The sequence below is a fragment of the Vibrio sp. 10N.286.51.E5 genome (genome assembly GCF_041469125.1).
Taxonomy (GTDB): domain Bacteria; phylum Pseudomonadota; class Gammaproteobacteria; order Enterobacterales; family Vibrionaceae; genus Vibrio; species Vibrio crassostreae_C.
In genome coordinates this window covers 1-17,104 of sequence record NZ_JBFRJZ010000015.1, presented here as the reverse complement: position 1 = coordinate 17,104, position 17,104 = coordinate 1, and the positions used below count along the sequence as shown (strand labels likewise).

The 17,104-nt window shown below is 44.4% G+C and carries 16 protein-coding genes; 6 read left to right on the top strand and 10 right to left on the bottom strand.

The genetic code is table 11. The features are described 5' to 3' along the window. Positions 1-169: 169 nt before the first annotated feature. Positions 170-1,507, bottom strand: a complete 1,338-nt coding sequence (locus tag AB4161_RS05030) for an MATE family efflux transporter (RefSeq protein ID WP_372082920.1) — start codon at positions 1,505-1,507, stop codon at positions 170-172. A gap of 244 nt (positions 1,508-1,751) precedes the next feature. Next, positions 1,752-2,621, bottom strand: a complete 870-nt coding sequence (locus tag AB4161_RS05025) for a GyrI-like domain-containing protein (RefSeq protein WP_050620166.1) — start codon at positions 2,619-2,621, stop codon at positions 1,752-1,754. Between the two features lie 115 nt (positions 2,622-2,736). On the opposite strand from AB4161_RS05025, the gene AB4161_RS05020 reads away from it, so the two are divergent. The 4 genes from AB4161_RS05020 (at position 2,737) to AB4161_RS05005 (ending at position 6,216) form a co-directional block, all read left to right on the top strand. Beyond that, entirely contained in the window at positions 2,737-3,885 is a 1,149-nt protein-coding gene (locus AB4161_RS05020) for a PLP-dependent aminotransferase family protein (RefSeq protein ID WP_372082919.1), read from the top strand. 261 nt (positions 3,886-4,146) lie between these two features. Further along, the gene (locus AB4161_RS05015) at positions 4,147-5,136 is read left to right on the top strand and encodes a rhodanese-related sulfurtransferase (protein WP_017065056.1); all 990 of its coding nucleotides are present in this window, start codon (positions 4,147-4,149) and stop codon (positions 5,134-5,136) included. 201 nt (positions 5,137-5,337) lie between these two features. Further along, positions 5,338-5,595 carry a YdcH family protein gene (locus AB4161_RS05010; protein ID WP_009846137.1) on the top strand — a complete coding sequence of 86 codons (258 nt, stop codon included), beginning with the start codon at positions 5,338-5,340 and terminating at the stop codon, positions 5,593-5,595. A 96-nt stretch (positions 5,596-5,691) separates the two neighbouring features. Then, positions 5,692-6,216 carry a GNAT family N-acetyltransferase gene (locus AB4161_RS05005; RefSeq protein ID WP_372082918.1) on the top strand — a complete coding sequence of 175 codons (525 nt, stop codon included), beginning with the start codon at positions 5,692-5,694 and terminating at the stop codon, positions 6,214-6,216. Here the strand turns inward: AB4161_RS05005 and manA are convergent. The 6 genes from manA to AB4161_RS04975 form a co-directional block, all read right to left on the bottom strand. Beyond that, positions 6,213-7,418, bottom strand: coding sequence for a mannose-6-phosphate isomerase, class I (gene manA / locus AB4161_RS05000; RefSeq protein WP_372082917.1), 1,206 nt, complete (start codon positions 7,416-7,418; stop codon positions 6,213-6,215). The two genes, AB4161_RS05005 and manA, sit on opposite strands and share 4 nt — an antisense overlap. A 293-nt stretch (positions 7,419-7,711) precedes the next feature. Continuing rightward, complete coding sequence (locus tag AB4161_RS04995; RefSeq protein ID WP_136977837.1) at positions 7,712-9,052, bottom strand: MFS transporter; 1,341 nt, start codon at positions 9,050-9,052, stop codon at positions 7,712-7,714. Between the two features lie 8 nt (positions 9,053-9,060). Next, positions 9,061-10,557: a signal transduction histidine-protein kinase/phosphatase UhpB gene (gene uhpB / locus AB4161_RS04990; RefSeq protein WP_372082916.1), complete on the bottom strand. Its 1,497-nt coding sequence runs from the start codon at positions 10,555-10,557 to the stop codon at positions 9,061-9,063. Next, complete coding sequence (uhpA, locus tag AB4161_RS04985; RefSeq protein WP_372082915.1) at positions 10,557-11,165, bottom strand: transcriptional regulator UhpA; 609 nt, start codon at positions 11,163-11,165, stop codon at positions 10,557-10,559. Before uhpA ends, uhpB begins: the two co-directional genes overlap by 1 nt. 147 nt (positions 11,166-11,312) lie before the next feature. After that, entirely contained in the window at positions 11,313-12,707 is a 1,395-nt protein-coding gene (gene uhpT, locus AB4161_RS04980) for a hexose-6-phosphate:phosphate antiporter (RefSeq protein WP_017061544.1), read from the bottom strand. Positions 12,708-13,113: 406 nt separating this feature from the next. Further along, positions 13,114-13,452: a DUF1840 domain-containing protein gene (locus tag AB4161_RS04975; protein WP_372082914.1), complete on the bottom strand. Its 339-nt coding sequence runs from the start codon at positions 13,450-13,452 to the stop codon at positions 13,114-13,116. Positions 13,453-13,767: 315 nt separating this feature from the next. Between AB4161_RS04975 and AB4161_RS04970 the strand changes: the two genes are divergently transcribed. Then, on the top strand, positions 13,768-14,958 hold the full coding sequence (locus AB4161_RS04970; protein WP_372082976.1) for a GGDEF domain-containing protein: 1,191 nt from the start codon (positions 13,768-13,770) through the stop codon (positions 14,956-14,958). A gap of 25 nt (positions 14,959-14,983) precedes the next feature. On the opposite strand, the gene AB4161_RS04965 is transcribed toward AB4161_RS04970, so the two are convergent. Continuing rightward, the gene (locus tag AB4161_RS04965) at positions 14,984-15,268 is read right to left on the bottom strand and encodes a hypothetical protein (protein WP_017061541.1); all 285 of its coding nucleotides are present in this window, start codon (positions 15,266-15,268) and stop codon (positions 14,984-14,986) included. 157 nt (positions 15,269-15,425) lie between these two features. Between AB4161_RS04965 and AB4161_RS04960 the strand changes: the two genes are divergently transcribed. Further along, positions 15,426-16,298 carry a pirin family protein gene (locus AB4161_RS04960; RefSeq protein ID WP_372082913.1) on the top strand — a complete coding sequence of 291 codons (873 nt, stop codon included), beginning with the start codon at positions 15,426-15,428 and terminating at the stop codon, positions 16,296-16,298. 244 nt (positions 16,299-16,542) lie between these two features. Here the strand turns inward: AB4161_RS04960 and AB4161_RS04955 are convergent, their stop codons facing one another. After that, positions 16,543-16,824 (bottom strand): pyrimidine/purine nucleoside phosphorylase, encoded by a 282-nt coding sequence (locus AB4161_RS04955; protein ID WP_017089998.1) that lies wholly within the window; start codon positions 16,822-16,824, stop codon positions 16,543-16,545. Positions 16,825-17,104 lie beyond the last annotated feature (280 nt).

Sequence of the window (17,104 nt, the reverse complement as noted above, 5' to 3'; positions counted from 1 at the left end):
GAACATTGAACTGCATCGCACTTTATTTGCTGTTTGATTGACCAATTTTCATTAGGGCGTGTTGACCCTTCGAGGTGATTTTTACCGATACAAAAAAGCACTCACTAAATTTATCGTGTAAAAATAGTAAAGCGCTTTCATAAAATATTACAGGTGGTGATTAGGTTACTTAGTTAATGGCACCATGAGCGGTATCTTCGACTGGGTAACACTTCTGCTTAACTTGTGCGATGAACGGATACAGGAACGCAATACGCCCAAGATAGAACAGAGTAAACGCCAACCACAAACCATGATTACCCCAAATATCGACGGTGAATGCCTGTACCGCTAAGAATACCAACAAAGTCACGATGCTTGAGTCTCTAACCGGACGCGTGGTTCCCGTTCCGGTAAAGATGCCGTAAACCGTTAAGCCAAAGCCAGCCACTAGCGGGAACACAATCAGCCACGGGGCCATCTCTTGGTACAGCGTGACCAGCGCTGGAATATCGGTAAACAAGAAAACAATCATGTCTTTGAATATCAGGGTTAAAAGCGTCAACGCAGCAATGAAACCTGCCGTCCATTGGAAGTTAAGCCTTAAAACACGATCAAGCATTGAAGGGTTCTTCTGTCCTACCGCCTTACCTGCAAACACACTCGATGCGTTGGCAATACCATCAAACATATAGCTGACAATGAAGGTCACCTGCATCAAGATCGCGTTAGCCGCTAGAACATCGGTACCCAGTTTAGAGCCAGTACGCGCCATCATGTTGAAGAACACCAAGATACAAATAGTGCGAAGCAATAGATCGGTATTCGAAGAGATGATTGTCGATAGGTCTTTCTTGGTCATCTTCGAGCCTTGCAAGAACTCAGAGATCGAAATATTGCTGGTCTTCATCACCAAGGTCACACCAATCGCAAAGGTGGTAACTTGTGCAATCAAACTTGCGTAAGCCACACCTGCGACACCCAAATCGAAATAAAGTACAAACACCGCATCCAAGACAATGTTCAACACATTACCAAACACTTGTGTATAAAGAACGTCTTTGGCTTTCGCCTGTCCCATTAACCAACCAATAATGGTGTAGTTAAGCAACACGAAAGGCGCGCCATAAATCAAAATACTGAAGTAGATATGCGCGTGCTCGGCTACATTGGCTTCAGGCTCTATCACCCACATTGCGCCTTGCCAGATGAGTGGTTGTATCAAGATAAAGATCAAACCCACTAAACCAGACAGCACAAACGGACGCATCAAGCTACCCGCCAAATCAGTGCGGTTTCCCTTACCCAGTGCCATCGCACTTTGGCCCGTGGTACTGACACGGAAAAAACCAAACAACCAATACATGGTGTTCATAATGATGGTGCCGATCGCCACGCCGCCAATCAGTTCAGCAATACCAAGTTGGCCGATAACAGCGGTATCCACAGCACCTAGTAGAGGCTGTGTCACCGTTGAGATGATGAAAGGGAAGGCAATTTTCAGATAATCTTTGTGGGTAATGGTCATATTCTATCGGGTGATATTAAGAACTATTTGCAATTAGAGCGGGATGCTATCGTTTAATCCGTACGTTGTCATCATTTACTTAGAGTCGTTTATCAACAAGCTTCTCTCCTATCGCACCATCAACATAAGAGGCCTTTCTGTCATTGAGCGAGCAAATTAGCCACAACAAATGAGTAAAATCACGCTCGACAAAACACAACAAAACCAATTACTGAGCCAACTCAATGGTTAACCTAGTAAAGGCTCAGTAAAAGCTCACGGGAAGGTAGAAATCGAGCTCGAATATTTCATCACTATTAAGGAAGTGATTCTGATGATAATGCACATACGCGGGAGTCGAGCGCTGTTTGAAACCAGATGTGGGTAGCCACTTTTCTAACACCATACTGATCTGTGGTAGCAGTTCTCCATAGCGGCCATTTAGTCGAAACACAGCGTGTAAGCCGCCCGGAATCACCATCTGATTAACTACGCTACGATACTTAATCGGCTCATCAATCGCGATACACGCGACATAACGACACTGATCCATTTCAACCCAAGCAGGGTTTGAGTGATGCAAACCAAATTGGCTCGAAAAATCACGCTGTTCGGAATTCGCCCACGCTTTCAATATCAACCACGCATTGCGAATAGAGCGGTTATAACCCGTATGTCGAACATAGGCCGCCATGCGTTCAGGCACTTCAACGATCTTGGGTTCGGGCAATACTCGCTGCGCCACATTCAAATAGCCCGCCGCCACTTCGGGATCTTTCAAATAGGGTTTTTCTGCTACTTGTAAATCGTGTTTACGCCACTCGCCCGGAGACATATTAAAGGTCGCTTTAAATGCTCGACTAAACGAAGACACCGAGCTAAAGCCACATTTATGGGCGATCTCGACCACTGACGAGCTGGTATCAAACATCAATTGGTTGGCTGCATACTCCATTCGAGTGCGTCGGATATATTGATGCAACGACTCCCCGACCACGCTTTTAAAGGTGCGATGAAAGTGCTGTTCTGAATAGGCCGCTATCTCAGATAACTCTTTGGCAGACAAAGGCTGACTGATGTCTTGGTGAATATGGAAAAGGACATCATTGATTCGCGATATGTGTTGACGTGACATCGTTTAAATAGCATAAATGGACATGTTTAAGAGCATAAACGGACACGCTAGTTTTTACAATTGCCGTGTAATATCAAGCGATAGAATAAAAACGATAAACGACGAGACACAACACATGGAAATCGCACAGTCATTACAACAGATTCAATCTTCATACATTCGAGAGATCCTCGCAGCCGCAAGTGATCCAAATGTCATCTCATTGGCCGGCGGTTTACCGGACGAGAAAACATTCCCAATCGATTTAATGAAGCCAACGCTAGAAAACCTAGCGAACATGCCTGAAGTTTTCCAATACGGCTCTACTGCCGGTTACGGCCCGTTGCTTGACCACCTAACACAAAGCTACCAATTGCCAGAGTCACACACGGTAATGATTTGTACTGGCTCTCAGCAAGGTTTGGATTTGATTGCGCGTGCGTATGTCGATCCAGGTGATGTGGTTGTGATGGAAGCACCAAGCTACTTAGGTGCGATGCAGGTGTTTGGCATAGTTCAAGCAAACATTGCGACCGTGTCTCAAACCGAATTTGGGCCGAATCTAGATGAATTGGAAACATGCTTTGCACAGCAAGCGCCAAAAATGTTCTACGCGGTGCCTGATTTTCACAACCCAACCGGTGTGTGCTGGGCAACAGAAACTCGTCAAAAAGTGGCTGAGCTGTGTATCAAATACAACGTGGCATTCATTGAAGATGCGCCATACCGTGAGCTACGTTTCACAGGCACAGAGCTGCCGTTGGTTTCTTCGTTCTGCCCTGATAACTCTATCGTTCTTCGTTCATTCTCTAAGATTGCATCGCCAGGTCTACGTATTGGCGCGGTAACAGGTAAACGCAGCTACCTTGAACCACTGATCAAAGTGAAGCAAGGCGCTGACTTACACTCAAGTGTACCCATGCAAGCACTGCTTGTTGGTCTTCTAAAACATGAAGACTTTGGCGTACACATGGAGAACATTCGCACCCTGTACAAGTCTCGTTATGAAGTGCTGTTCTCAGAGCTAGAGAAACAACTGCCTGCAGATTGCGTGTTAAAAGCCGTCGATGGCGGGATGTTCATTTGGGTTGAGATCCCAGAGTGCGACACCTTCGAATTGGCTAAAACTCTATTATCGAATGGTGTGGCGGTTGTACCAAGCCCAGTATTTTATCCAAAGGCTGATGAAGCAAAAGCTGCACTGCGCTTAAACTTCACTAACGCTAAACCAGAAGAGCTGACTGAAGCGGTGAAACGCTTAGCGGAAGTACTTAACCAAGCGTAATCGCTGATTAAGTAAGACAGATTCAACACCAAGCCCTGCTGTATTTGTACAGCAGGGCTTTTTCGTTCCTCAAACCATAAATCCACAATAAAAAAGGCGTTAAATAGCCCTACCTTTGGTTGGTTTTTGTCCCGTACCGCCTTGGTTATACTGCGGCTGATTTTAATAAGCCAACAGACTGAGCTGAGTTGAAATACTAAGTTTTGATCTGAATAGGCAACCGCTCTGGATTTACGTTCCAGCTCGCAGAAAGGAAAAACCATGTCTCAATATGTTGTATGTGCTCTGTATAAATTCGTAGCACTTGATGATTACCAAGAAATTCGCCAGCCACTAACCGACGTGTTAGAAGCCAACCAAATCCGCGGTACTTTGTTACTTGCGAGTGAAGGCATCAACGGTACCGTTGCAGGTAAGCGCGAATCTATCGACGCCCTTCTTCAATGGTTCAAACAAGATTCTCGCTTGGCTGATGTTGTTTACAAAGAGTCGTTCAACGAAGAACAACCATTCAATCGCACCAAGGTTAAGCTTAAGAAAGAGATCGTAACCATGGGCGTTGAGGGCATCGACCCACGCCATGTTGTTGGCACTTACGTGAAACCAAACGAGTGGAACGCATTGATCTCTGATCCTGATGTGATTCTGGTTGATACTCGTAACGACTACGAAGTGGACATCGGCACCTTCAAAAATGCCGTAAACCCAAACACAGAAACCTTCCGTGAGTTCCCTCAGTACGTTGAAGACAACCTTGATCCTAAGAAGCACAAGAAAGTTGCGATGTTCTGTACTGGCGGTATTCGTTGCGAAAAATCAACAGCCTACATGAAAGAGCAAGGCTTTGATGAGGTTTATCACCTTGAAGGCGGCATTCTTAAGTACCTAGAAGAGGTACCTGAAGAAGAGAGTATGTGGGAAGGCGACTGCTACGTATTTGATGGTCGAGTTGCAGTAAACCACCAGCTAGAAAAGAGCGGTTACGATGTGTGTAACGCGTGTCGCCTGCCAATCACTGACGAAGACAAAGCCTCTAAACACTTCGAGAAAGGCGTAAGCTGCCCTAAGTGTATTGATAAGCACAGCGACGAGCAGAAAGCCCGTTTCCGTGAACGTGAAAAGCAAGTTCAACTGTCGAATGCTCGTGGCGAAACCCACGTAGGCGGCGAAGCTGCTCACCTTATCGAGCAACGCAAAAAAGAGAAGCTTGCACACAAAGAGCAGCAACGCTCTGGTAAGAAAGCAAAGTAAACTTTCTGCTTTAAACTCTTATATTTCTAAACATATAACTATAAATAGTTAGCTATATACATACAAAAGGGCGCAAGTTCGAGGATAATTCTACGAGTTTACGCCCTTTTTTGATCGCTTTACGGCTTTGTGTTTTGAACCACATTTCTTTCGAAAAATTACTTCTATACTGTTAATAATTCGACTAGAGAGGAAGTGCCAATGCTCAATGAAAACCATGCCTTTATCTTAGATTTCCCAGATCTTAAATTAGACATTGTTCAGCTCAACCACGACGACGAAAAATTCAAAGCAGACATGCAGAAATACCACCAACTCGACTACGACATCCGTCAGCTAGAAATCTCTGGCAGCCCTATCGATGACGACAGCATGCACAACCTCAAAGTAGAACGCATGGAGCTCAAAGACTCGCTACACAAACAGCTCACGCGCCATCACGCGCTTAAGATCGTATAGAAAAATCAATCCAAGACTTTATTCTTAGCCATGCATCACGCATGGCTTTTTGGTTTCATCACTTCGCAAATCTAAGCTAATTCGGCTTCTTCAATTATGTTACTGTTTGCTTATTCAAAGGCGTTTGATAAGGAAGCGGTAAAAGTGGCAATGAAAGAAGAGAACATACAACTCCAACTCGCTTCAAATTCTGAATTCGATGAACTGTTTGCGTGTGTTAAACAAGGTATCTTCATACACGTAGATAGCGTTTTCGGCTGGGATGACGACTTTCAACGTCAACGACTTTTAAACGAATACCATCCATCTTGGTTTCATTGGGTATATCGCGAAAATAAAAGAGTGGGGCTCGCCTGCTTTAAACCTTATGACAACGCATACCATATTCATTTGCTGATCATTTTCCCCCAGTACCAAGGTCGTTCGCTTGGCAAGCAAGTCATGACTCTCATACATAAAAAAGCTATGGCAGAGCAACTTAGTCAAGTCACTCTATCGAGTTTTAAAAGTAATGCTCGTGCTATTAACTTTTATCAATCGCTTGGCTATCACGTTGTTGATGAAGGAGATGATGATTTTGTGGGGATGGATCTCAATCTATACCACAAACACCATCTCTAATTAAACGCCCTAGCCACTCGCCCATTACTGCTCAGTACATAATGACCAATATAAGCTGGGATAAATACCGATTGCCCTTTGGTGAGTGTTAGGTGTTCACCTTTCTGACTCATTAACGTTAAATCATCATCTATTGCCATCAAAATTTCAGCACCGCTTGTGATCACTTCTTCTTGCTGAGGGCGATGAAAGATATTGAAATCAAAATCACTGACAGGAATATCATAACTATCACATTGACCCAGTTTTGAGGGCGCTAACAACAAGCGTTCAAACGGGATCGGTTTGAACTCTGTACAGGCAACCAACTCGGCGACATCAATGTGCTTTGGCGTTAAACCTGCTCGCAAAACGTTGTCTGAATTTGCCATGATCTCGAGCCCAGTTCCCTTAATGTAAGCATGCGGAGTATTCGCATTCAAATACATCGCTTCACCCGGGTTCAATGTGATCAAGTTAAGAAGCAGAACACAAAATAGACCAATATCGTTTGGATACTGATGACTAAGCTCAATAACCAAAGCAAACTCCGCTTGGTCTTGATGAGCAGCCGCGTAAGTCAGAAGTTGCTCTAATGCTTGATGTTTACGTTGTTCATTCAACGTTAATAGATCGCGGAAAAACGTCTCTAAACCTAGAGAATCAAGGTTATTGCCAAACTGTTCAACCAAACTAGCCAGCTCGCTCGAATCTAACTTTCTGAACAGACCTAATATTTCATCGAACTCTCGAAAGCCATTCATCGCTTGGTATTCAGTGACCGCGTAAACCAATTCAGGCTTGTGGTTTGAGTCTTTATAGTTACGATGCCCTGCGGTTAGAGGGATTCTTGCTTGCTCTTCTCTCGCAAAGCCAATTTCAGCTTGTCGCTTGTTTGGGTGCACCTGAACCGACAGCGCCTTTTCTGCCGCTAAGATCTTAAATAAGAATGGTAGCTCACCAAACGCCTGCGCAATATCGGTTGATAGGTAGGCCGATTTATTCTTGTTAATCAGCTCAGATAGAGGCACTAAATGTTGGTCCAGCTTGACCATTGAGCAACCTTTCGGATGCGCTCCCATCCAAACTTCCGCTTGTGGTTCTTGTGACTCATTCTTAAAGCCAAACAGTTCACGTATCGAAGAAATGCTCCCCCATGCATAATTTTGGATGGTGTTTTCCATTGGGAAAAATGAGGGTTCTGAGAAGTGGCTGAGTGACATGGCGTTTTCCGTAGTGAGCCCTTTGAACACAATTCAGAGAGCTGATTTCTAATAACGTAAATAATTAGAAAGACTACAGAGCTCGGCTAGAACCCACATGAGATGAGGTCTTAGACGCAATAGGAAAAATTCTTAGAAACAGGTGAGATCGATGAAAAGCGTGAAAAGAGTCACATTTGAATATCACGAGTAGAAAGCGCTGGATCAGATAGCTGCTTGTATCGCACTGGTTACAGCAGCAATACAAGCAACAATACAAACACCAGCGACTATCTTGTTATCGAGAAGGCTCCTTAAAAGCCAGAGCGAACCTCTGCACTTTTCTGAGGTGATTGAGCTTGTAGAAAAGGGAGTAGCAGTAAACCGATGACCGCAGCACAAGTAGAGATGGTAATGAAGAATCCACTCCAGCCATAAGTTTCTAGAACGAGCGCTAATGGATAACCCGAGAGTGCTGCACCCATGTAAGCAAACAAGCCAACAAAACCTGTCGCCGCCCCGGCAGAGTCTTTATGTGAACATTCCGCCGCCGCCATGCCAATAAGCATTTGAGGGCCAAAAACAAAAAAGCCAACGCAGAATAGCCCAGCCGCTTGAAACACAAAGTTGGTTAAAGGCATAAGCCATAAAGCCGAAACCGAAAGGAAGATGCCAATCGCAAACAAGATGTTCATTGGACCGCGGTTGCCACCAAACAACCTATCCGATCCCCACCCAGCAACAAGTGAACCAACAAAACCTCCTATCTCGAACAGAGACAAGGCAGCGTTGGCGTTGATCAAACTGTAATCGTGTTCTTCGGTGAGGTATAAATTGCCCCAGTCGTTAACTGCCGTTCTTACGATGTAAACCAACACATAACTAAAGGCGAGCAACCAAATGTACTTATTGCTGAACACATAGGTTTTCAGGATCTCTCGATAGCTTAACCCTTGCCCATGGCTCTCTTGCGCTAATTCCAGGTGATCACTGCGCCACTTCCCTACCGTCGGAAGTCCCATGGTGGTGGGCTTGTCACGTAAGCGCCAGCAGACAATAAGACCGATAAAAACACCAATCACACCCGGCCAGATAAACCCAGCTCGCCAACTGAACTGCAGCGTTAGATAACCCACAAGAATAGGGATAAGCGCTCCACCAACGTTGTGCGCTGTATTCCAGATTGCCCAGCGAAAGCCTCTTTCGGAGCGAGAATACCAAGTCGTCAATAACTTGGAACACGATGGCCAGCCCCAACCTTGGAACCATGCATTCAGTACCCATAGCGAGATAAAAGCCGCTAACGAACTCGAAAAGCCAAACGCGATGTTTATCAGACCAGTCGCGATTAGGCCAAGCCCCATGAAGTAACGAGGGTTCGACCGATCCGATATCGTGCCTGAGATAAATTTCGATAAGCCATAAGAAAGATAAAAGAGCGTGCCAATTAAGCCGATATCGCCTTTGTCCAAACCTAGATCGGTGATCATTGCAGGCGCGGCGTAATTAAAGGTTTTACGAGTGAAGTAAAAACCCGCATAGCCGACATACATTCCTATCATGATGTGAAGGCGCCAATAGCGATAACTCTGATTGACCTCATCATCAGTTAGAGCATCACTCTCTGACGTTGTTGAGCGCAGAAATCCAAACATATTCGTTCTCACACTTTAGGTAATGTAACGCTGATATTGGTACCCGAAGATGAGCCATTAGCGTTGATTGTCATCTTGCCGCCGAGCGCCTGAACACGCTCTTGCATACCACGAACACCCATTCCTTTGAGAAGATCTTGCGCTGTAAAACCAATGCCATTATCTGATATCTGAAGATAAGCCTGGTCACCTAAAAGCAGTTCAATTCTGATTTCGCTCGCGTTGGCGTATTTAGAGGCATTGTTTAGAGATTCTTGGCACAGCCTGAAGATAGTGACCTTAAGCGTGTCACTCAAACACGAGTAATCACCTTGCCAATTTAACTGAATATCAACGCCGTGATCCGAAAACTCCATCTCTCGAATAAGCTGTTCCACGGAATCTTTTAGGTCCAGATCGTCCAGCATCTTAGGTCTTAATTTTGTAAGTAGACGTTTGGTGGTGTCATAAACATTCAAAGATAATGATTCAATGGTACCCGCACAGCGAACGCTCATCTCAGCCGCGTCGACACGTTTAATAATGCTTGCCTGAGTACGAATTGCCGTGATGTTTTGGCCGATTTCATCATGCAGTTCACGCGCAATATCACGACGAACCGACTCTTCAGCGGTAACTAACTGACGTGAAAGGTTTTGATTTCTGGAGAGTTCACTTCGCAATTTGGAGTTGAGATCTTTCTGCTTTTGAACCGCTAAACCAAGTAATATACCGGTGATGGTTTGAGCAGACAGAGACAAGAGCAAGTCGGTAATTTCGAGTTTGGATGTTCCGCTGTGGGCTGCAATCAACGCGACACTATTTAACATTGTTGCAAGCAGAGCGCCTTGCCACCCGTAACGAACCGCGAGCAAGATAATAGGGATCGCCATACAGAACGGGGCGAAGCGCCTTAGTTCATCAGGCAAACTGGTTTGTATCAAAATACTGGCGACCAACAAGACACTATATAAAGCGATGTGACGGATTTTGAACTCAACGACATTATTGATTAAGTAAGAGCTCAGTGGCGCCCACTTGTTTTGGAATAGGTAGTTCCAGACTAGATAACACATCGGTACCAGCATCAATCCGCCAGTGATACTTACCAACCACACCATGTAAACAGCCGGAACATGAGAACTCACCACGGCAACGTTAATGAATGCTGTGACCATGATTAAGCTCGCCATCACTAACAAGTGACGATTCTGGTCACCAGAATAATAACGCTTGGCAATTAGCGTAGCAGGAATACTCAATCCACTGGCGATGAGTATCGTCAGCCATTGAGGTTCATCAAGCAGTAGAGCTAAAGCAATCGCGAGCCCCCACTCTGCAATATAGATGGCAGGCCAATAGTGGGTGCGAGTGTGCAGCGTCATTCCCAGTCGAAGTGAAAACGGGAAAAGCAGAATCGCTAACTCAGGGTCATTAATGAAATAGAAGGCAATAACCCATAAACAGAACCATGCACAACCAGCCATAAAAAACCCACACAGGGAGGTGGCTAGGTAAGAACGCATTAGTACTGGTCTTGTGTAAACAGTTTCGCTAACTCGACGTTATTCTTAACATTGAGTTTGTCCATCGCATTGGCACGGTGTACATGCACCGTTTTATGGCTAACCCCTAGCTCTACGGCGATAGATTTTACATCGAGCCCTGTTGCCAATAACTGGCACACTTCGCTTTCTCTGCGGGTGAGCTGATTTAAAGAGGCTTTATTCTTCATGGGTGTCGCAAGCTTTATGGCGATATCAGGCGTGAGATAACAGCCACCATTTGCGCTCGTGTGTACGGCTTGGATTAACTCATCAGGGCTACAGCGCTTGCTGAGATAACCTTTGGCTCCTAACTCTAATGACTTCTCAACCATCGCCGGAGAGTCATGAACGCTCAACATGATGCTGGCAATGCCAGATGGAATCTCTTCCAATAAGCTCAGGCCACTTTCGTCCTGCATTGAGATATCCAAGATCACGACATCAGGGTGACAGCTTGGCAATCCTAGGCGCGCTTCCGCCGCAGAGTTGAATTCACCCAAGACCGTAATATCAGCTTCAAGACTGAGTAATTGAGCAAAGCCAGATCGAACAATGACGTGGTCATCAACAAGCGCAACATTAATCATGATATTAACCAAAATTAAGAGTAAGAAAGAAAAATAGCCCCAACAGGAGCTATCTAAAATTAAGTTTATTAATAGAGATGATACTGAATCGAACTAACGATTGGTATGATCTCACGTGCTTTAAACCAATAAAGCACGTGAGACTCGCTACGCGTTTTGAGACGCTAAGTGTATTTTCTTAGCGTGGCGAATCTTCTTCTCTTCCGCAACCGCAACGAATAGCAGTAACACGATACAAATGGCAGCTGACGTATCAAGCGCTGCGAACGTGCCTTTCCAACCCGTTAAGCCAAAAATAGGTGTGCCGTCTGCAATCATACCTAGGCCAAGTTTGGCAAAGCTGTCACCAATTAAGTAAGCAAATGTACCTTTCACGCCATCCGCAACGCTGATTGCTTTCTTAGGCACGAAACCTACTGCAGCAACACCAATCAGCAACTGAGGACCAAATACTAGGAAACCAAGCACAAACAGTGATGCTAGGTACATGAACTCACTGGTTGCATGCTGGTAGAACTCTAGCGAAACGATAATCAGGCCAAGCGATACACAAGCAACCAAAGCACGGCGTCCGTTCGCAAGGTCTGACAGATAACCCCACATTAACGTACCGACCAGTGCACCAACCTCAAACAGAGTGAAGCCTGAAATCGCGGTTTCTTTTGATAGACCTAGCTCTTGATACGCATAAACGGTAGACCATTGATCGATACCGATACGAACAATGTATAAGAAGATATTCGCGAAGCAGAGCAACCAGATCACTTTGTTTTTCAGGATGTATTCAACAAAGATCTCTTTCTTAGTCATTTGATTTTCTTCAGCAGCCGTATCTTCTTCGCTGACTTCTTCATCAAACAACTCTTCAACCGTACCTAGACCATAGGCTTCTGGAGAGTCATTACCAAAGCGCATACCAATAAAGCCAACCACAATCGCAATGATTGATGGGAACACAAACATACCGATCACGTTGCCATCAAAAAGGTAGTTAGCACCGAACAGAGCAACACCAGCGGCACCTGCGCCACCCACGTTGTGCGACATATTCCAAAGGCCTAAATAAGAACCACGCTTGTTACGAGGCGTCCATTTAGTGATGGTCGAGTAGCTTGAAGGACCGCCGGTACTTTGGAAGAAACCACTCAACGCATAGAAGGCAACCATCAAGAATAAGCTAGCACTGCCACCGCCCATACTGAAGCTGAAGCCCAACATAGCGATACCAGAAAGGACAAGCATGAATGGCAGGAACTGCTTGGTGTTTTTACCATCGGCATAATAGGAAACGACGGTTTTACCGATACCGTAAGTGATAGAGAAACCCAGACCGATAAGACCTAGATCCGTCATCGATAATCCATAAGTAGAAATCATGTCGTTTTGCGCGACATTGAAGTTCTTACGGATCAAATACATGGTTAGATAGCCAATGAACACGACGAGGTAAGATTGTAGGAATGGTTTAAACCACATTTTTCTTCTAGTTTCGACCGGAAGATCCAGCGTCGGTTTTCGAACCTGATCTAGGAACTTTAACATTGTGAACTCTCTTATTTTTTGTGAGGTCTGCACGGCATAATTGCGGCCATACATTGTTTGTTAGTTGACCGTGAAATAATAAGGAGTCTAAAAATCGACCGCATGAGAGAGGGTCTTAGAATAACTAGGAAAAATTCTTAGTTCAGAATTGGGAGTCAAGAAAGCGTGAACAGCATCACTTTGTTTACGGTCTGTTATGGATTGATATTACGATAACAAAAGTCACTCATTTCAGGGCTGACGAACCTTGTAAATAAACAGAAACGAGTGGATTACTTCACTAAAAAAACACCAGTATCGGTTCATCACCATAAAACTCCATGGTCATGGTGTGTCCGATACTGGTTCAGCATTCATTCTGATTAAAATAGATTCAATAGGCTTGTTACGTTTCGCGTGAATCGTACTACAGTCGCTTGCCGCTACCGTCTTCCCACATTACTTCACATTCATCTTTGATGGCAGCTTTTAATAATTCAACCAGTGGGAACGCTCGACTACCGATATTAACAGGCGCTTCAACCACCTCTTCTTCATTGTCGTCATCAGTATTTTCATGCTCTACGGACTTGCTCTGCTCTGCTGCAATAGCAGCACGTAGATTATCCAGAGCTTGAGGAACCTCTGAAGCATCCATAGCACCTGGGATGGAGCCGCTATGCCCAAGCACCTTGATGAACTGGAGGCCGACTTCACCAAACATCGTGACACTAGCATGAGCTTTACAACTAAAGGTAATTAACATAATGAGCCTTTCTTAATTTTGGTCGTTTACAAACTATGTGGAGTAACTCTCTGGAAAGCAAGTAGATAAACATCAAACAACGGTTACAAGTTTGATGCTTAAATCTAATCTTCTAGAGATGACCAGCACCATCGGTGATATACATCACTATTTGGAATTGATTGAACAGCCTTTCATATGAAACATTGATAGTAGTCACACTAAATAGACATCTAAGCCTCTGCATAGCTTGTTATTTAATCTACTATTAACACCATTATCAAAAACTTTGGCACAGATCACATGAAAAGGCTCGTCGGCAGGCACCTAGAAGAAATGGCGGACATACGATCCACCCGCAAGCAAAAAATTGTCCACTCCTTTTCACTGACTGCCGCTGCGTTATTCATTTTCTATACTTGGGCTTACTTCGAAGGCCAACATTACACGCTGTCAATATTCGAATTGTGCTTCGCCATCATTGCCATTTCTAACGCTTTATATGTAAGAAAAGTCATCAATCCTGAGTATTCCGAATTGATTCTGAGTGGTGTTCTTCTAGTTCAGGGCGTCATCCTATTCTTGTACAGTCACGCCATCCCAGATCGCATCCTCTGGCTCTACCCAATTCTGGCCGCGGTCATTTTCATTAATGATTTCAGAATTGGCATAATCTTCAGCACCTCGTTTTGCCTGTTCATCAGCACCTTGATTACAGCAATGCCCAACAATTTTTCTTTACCATTTAACAGCACACACAGATTTTTCCTTAGCTTATTTACCATGAGCTTGGTGTGCCACACATCCGCCTATTACTACACAAAAGCCGTCAGTTATATTCAACGCCTGTATAAAGAAGGCATTGAAGATCTCGCTTACAGAGATCAGTTAACCGGCTTGGCAAACCGTTGGAGCTTTGAACGCTGGGCGACAGAAAAACTAGCCACCGTGGATAGTGAGCGATCACTTACGGCATTGGTCTTTTTGGATATAGATGACTTTAAAGGCATTAACGACAGCTACGGGCACGATGTGGGAGACAGTGTCTTACAGCATTTTGCCAATCGCTTGAGCAACAACATTCGAACCAGAGACAGAAAAAGCCATGAATACGATTATTCCATCGCGCGCTTTGCTGGAGACGAGTTTGTTCTGATGCTCTACGATGTGCCAACTCGTAAAGATCTAGACGGCATTCTAGATAGGATCTGCGGGCTGTTCGAAAGCGGCTGCCAAACAAACGAGAGAATCAAGGAATTGACGTTAAGTGTTGGGGTTGCTTTGTATCCGCAAGATGCCCAAGAATTACATGAGCTGACGAGATGTGCTGATAAAGCGATGTATGTTGCCAAGCATTCAGGAAAAAACCGATATGCTTATTATCACGACAACCCAGTATCGACCCTGATAGAAGAACTACCAACGAGCCTTGTTAGCTCAGCACCGGATTCATCTGAACTTGAAGATTGCTTTGAAGCGAAGATCGAAGGGAACAATGTTACGCTATTAAAAACGCGCCAACGCTAGCCATTCCTATAACGGAGCGGCGCTGCTAACCTGCAAGGTACATAAGCCAAAGACTCACTAACCCGATCATAATAATCCATATGACTTGACGTGTTCGGTTTGGGTTATTCCCTTTAGGTCGCCTCACCACGGTTTTAAAAGCGGCTTGCTTAGCTGACTGAATAAACGGCGCTTCTATCTCACGTTTTTTCACGCGGCGTTTAACCGCGCTGTTTGCAACCTCTGTAAAGCGCTGGCTTTGCTCCGTTGTAAAGTCGTTATCAAAACCTATCCGACCATGCCTTTCGCCATGTTTTTGCTGAACTGCCATAGCGGCCTCCTTGGCGATATACTCTCTATTGAGTATAGACATAATTTCATATTGTTACCTGTTCAAGATTTTCGAATAAGTCACTCAACGCTGTGCCATCTTCTTTTTAAATCAAATTACATAAACTACAGCTATTCAAGTTTATGAGGGTTTCAAAATGACGAATGTAAGAGCAGTAGATCATGTGATTACAGCACATGCCACCTCAGATGGTGATGGCGTCAAAATCCAACGACTCGCAGGTTTTAATAACGCACGTTTCTCTCCATTTTTAATGATTGATGAACTGAAGTCGGATGAAAGCAAAGACTATGTTGGCGGCTTTCCTCCACATCCTCACCGTGGGATAGAAACGCTCACTTACATGCTCCAAGGTCACTTCCAACACAAAGACCATATGGGGAATGTTGGAGAGCTACGCAGCGGTGGCGCTCAATGGATGGCCGCAGGCCGTGGTGTCATTCACAGCGAAATGCCAATGATGGAAGAAGGTGCGCTGCATGGTTTTCAGATTTGGATAAACCAACCTGCGACACACAAAATGCAGCCAGCTCAGTATCACGATTTCCAAAGTGAAAGCATCGCGGAGCATCAAAGTGAACAAAGTGGTTTGTTAAGAGTGATTGCCGGAGGGTTTGAACTGCACAACCAAACTGACAAGGATTCAGAGGCTTTACGAGCGCAGGGTCCATTACAGAAAACAGGTGTGCCATTAAGCGTTGCGGATTGGCGCTCTCATTCTGGGCAAAAAGTGACGTTAGGGACTAATGTTAATCACAATGCCATGACTTATGTGTACCGAGGCAGCATTAAGATTGGCGACAAAGTGATCAAGCAAGGTCAGCTTGCCCTGCTCACCAAAGCTGAATGGATTTCTTTAGACAGCTTAGAAGATTCAGGTGTACTGGTTTTTTCTGGTGAACCGATTAATGAACCTGTTGTGCACTATGGTCCGTTCGTCATGAATTCAATGGAAGAGATTGAACAGACGATTCAGGATTACAACAACGGCGTATTTGAGACTTACTGATTTACCAATGTCTGTCTTTGAGCTTTGAATTGAAGATTGAAGATTGAAGATTGAAGATTGAAGATTGAAGATTGAAAAGATTTTGCAACGAACAACGATTTGGTCATCCATTTGATGACTGCAAAAACAAGTGACACTATCCACTGCCGGTTACTATCACTTATTTAACCACGCTCCTAGAGCGTGGTTTTTTTCTATTAAATCAGAGACCAACGGTGCCCTAATTAAACGAATTTAGAGCGAGTTACAGATATTCACACAGGTAAGCTGTCGCTTCTTTTACCTGTAGGTCGAATGAAGAATCACCCGCAACGTCAAAAGACTCACCAGATTGGTATGTCGTCCAGTCATCATCGCCAACACGCTTTACAATTAAAGCACCTTTAACAACGGTCATCTTTTCTGGAGCCGCAGTACCGAATGTGTATTCGCCAGCTGCCATCACACCAACACTCACATCAGCGCCTGCTTGGTTAAACGCTAACGACTTAACGCCACCTTCAAAGTATGTGTTTTCTTTAATCATTGTACTTCCTTGTTATCTCAAAATTGCAATTATTGGACTCAACGAATGAGCCTATGCGTAAATCTAGGTGATAATTGTTTTAACCAATTCGAGACTGTCCTACAAGAAATAAATACGCATAGCTTAGGCATTTCTTGAATTCGCTTTCATTGACAACGTAAATATCAAGGAATCAGGCAAAAAATCGCCAACGCAACCAAATTTATTGGAACATTCGATCCTGCTTCTAACTCTTATAACAATTTTTGCAAACTAAGGTTTTAGGGCGTGTTGATCTTTG

What these genes read in the sequence shown, in the direction of transcription:
- AB4161_RS05020 (WP_372082919.1), top strand. Translation starts at nt 2,737, where the DNA reads ATGGAAATCGCACAGTCATTACAACAGATTCAATCTTCATACATTCGA.
- uhpT (WP_017061544.1), bottom strand. Translation starts at nt 12,707, where the DNA reads ATGTTAAAGTTCCTAGATCAGGTTCGAAAACCGACGCTGGATCTTCCG.
- uhpB (WP_372082916.1), bottom strand. Translation starts at nt 10,557, where the DNA reads ATGCGTTCTTACCTAGCCACCTCCCTGTGTGGGTTTTTTATGGCTGGT.
- AB4161_RS04955 (WP_017089998.1), bottom strand. Translation starts at nt 16,824, where the DNA reads ATGATTAAAGAAAACACATACTTTGAAGGTGGCGTTAAGTCGTTAGCG.
- manA (WP_372082917.1), bottom strand. Translation starts at nt 7,418, where the DNA reads ATGTCACTCAGCCACTTCTCAGAACCCTCATTTTTCCCAATGGAAAAC.
- AB4161_RS04975 (WP_372082914.1), bottom strand. Translation starts at nt 13,452, where the DNA reads ATGTTAATTACCTTTAGTTGTAAAGCTCATGCTAGTGTCACGATGTTT.
- AB4161_RS04960 (WP_372082913.1), top strand. Translation starts at nt 15,426, where the DNA reads ATGACGAATGTAAGAGCAGTAGATCATGTGATTACAGCACATGCCACC.
- AB4161_RS05015 (WP_017065056.1), top strand. Translation starts at nt 4,147, where the DNA reads ATGTCTCAATATGTTGTATGTGCTCTGTATAAATTCGTAGCACTTGAT.
- AB4161_RS05005 (WP_372082918.1), top strand. Translation starts at nt 5,692, where the DNA reads ATGTTACTGTTTGCTTATTCAAAGGCGTTTGATAAGGAAGCGGTAAAA.
- AB4161_RS04995 (WP_136977837.1), bottom strand. Translation starts at nt 9,052, where the DNA reads ATGTTTGGATTTCTGCGCTCAACAACGTCAGAGAGTGATGCTCTAACT.
- uhpA (WP_372082915.1), bottom strand. Translation starts at nt 11,165, where the DNA reads ATGATTAATGTTGCGCTTGTTGATGACCACGTCATTGTTCGATCTGGC.
- AB4161_RS05010 (WP_009846137.1), top strand. Translation starts at nt 5,338, where the DNA reads ATGCTCAATGAAAACCATGCCTTTATCTTAGATTTCCCAGATCTTAAA.
- AB4161_RS05025 (WP_050620166.1), bottom strand. Translation starts at nt 2,621, where the DNA reads ATGTCACGTCAACACATATCGCGAATCAATGATGTCCTTTTCCATATT.
- AB4161_RS04965 (WP_017061541.1), bottom strand. Translation starts at nt 15,268, where the DNA reads ATGGCAGTTCAGCAAAAACATGGCGAAAGGCATGGTCGGATAGGTTTT.
- AB4161_RS05030 (WP_372082920.1), bottom strand. Translation starts at nt 1,507, where the DNA reads ATGACCATTACCCACAAAGATTATCTGAAAATTGCCTTCCCTTTCATC.
- AB4161_RS04970 (WP_372082976.1), top strand. Translation starts at nt 13,768, where the DNA reads ATGGCGGACATACGATCCACCCGCAAGCAAAAAATTGTCCACTCCTTT.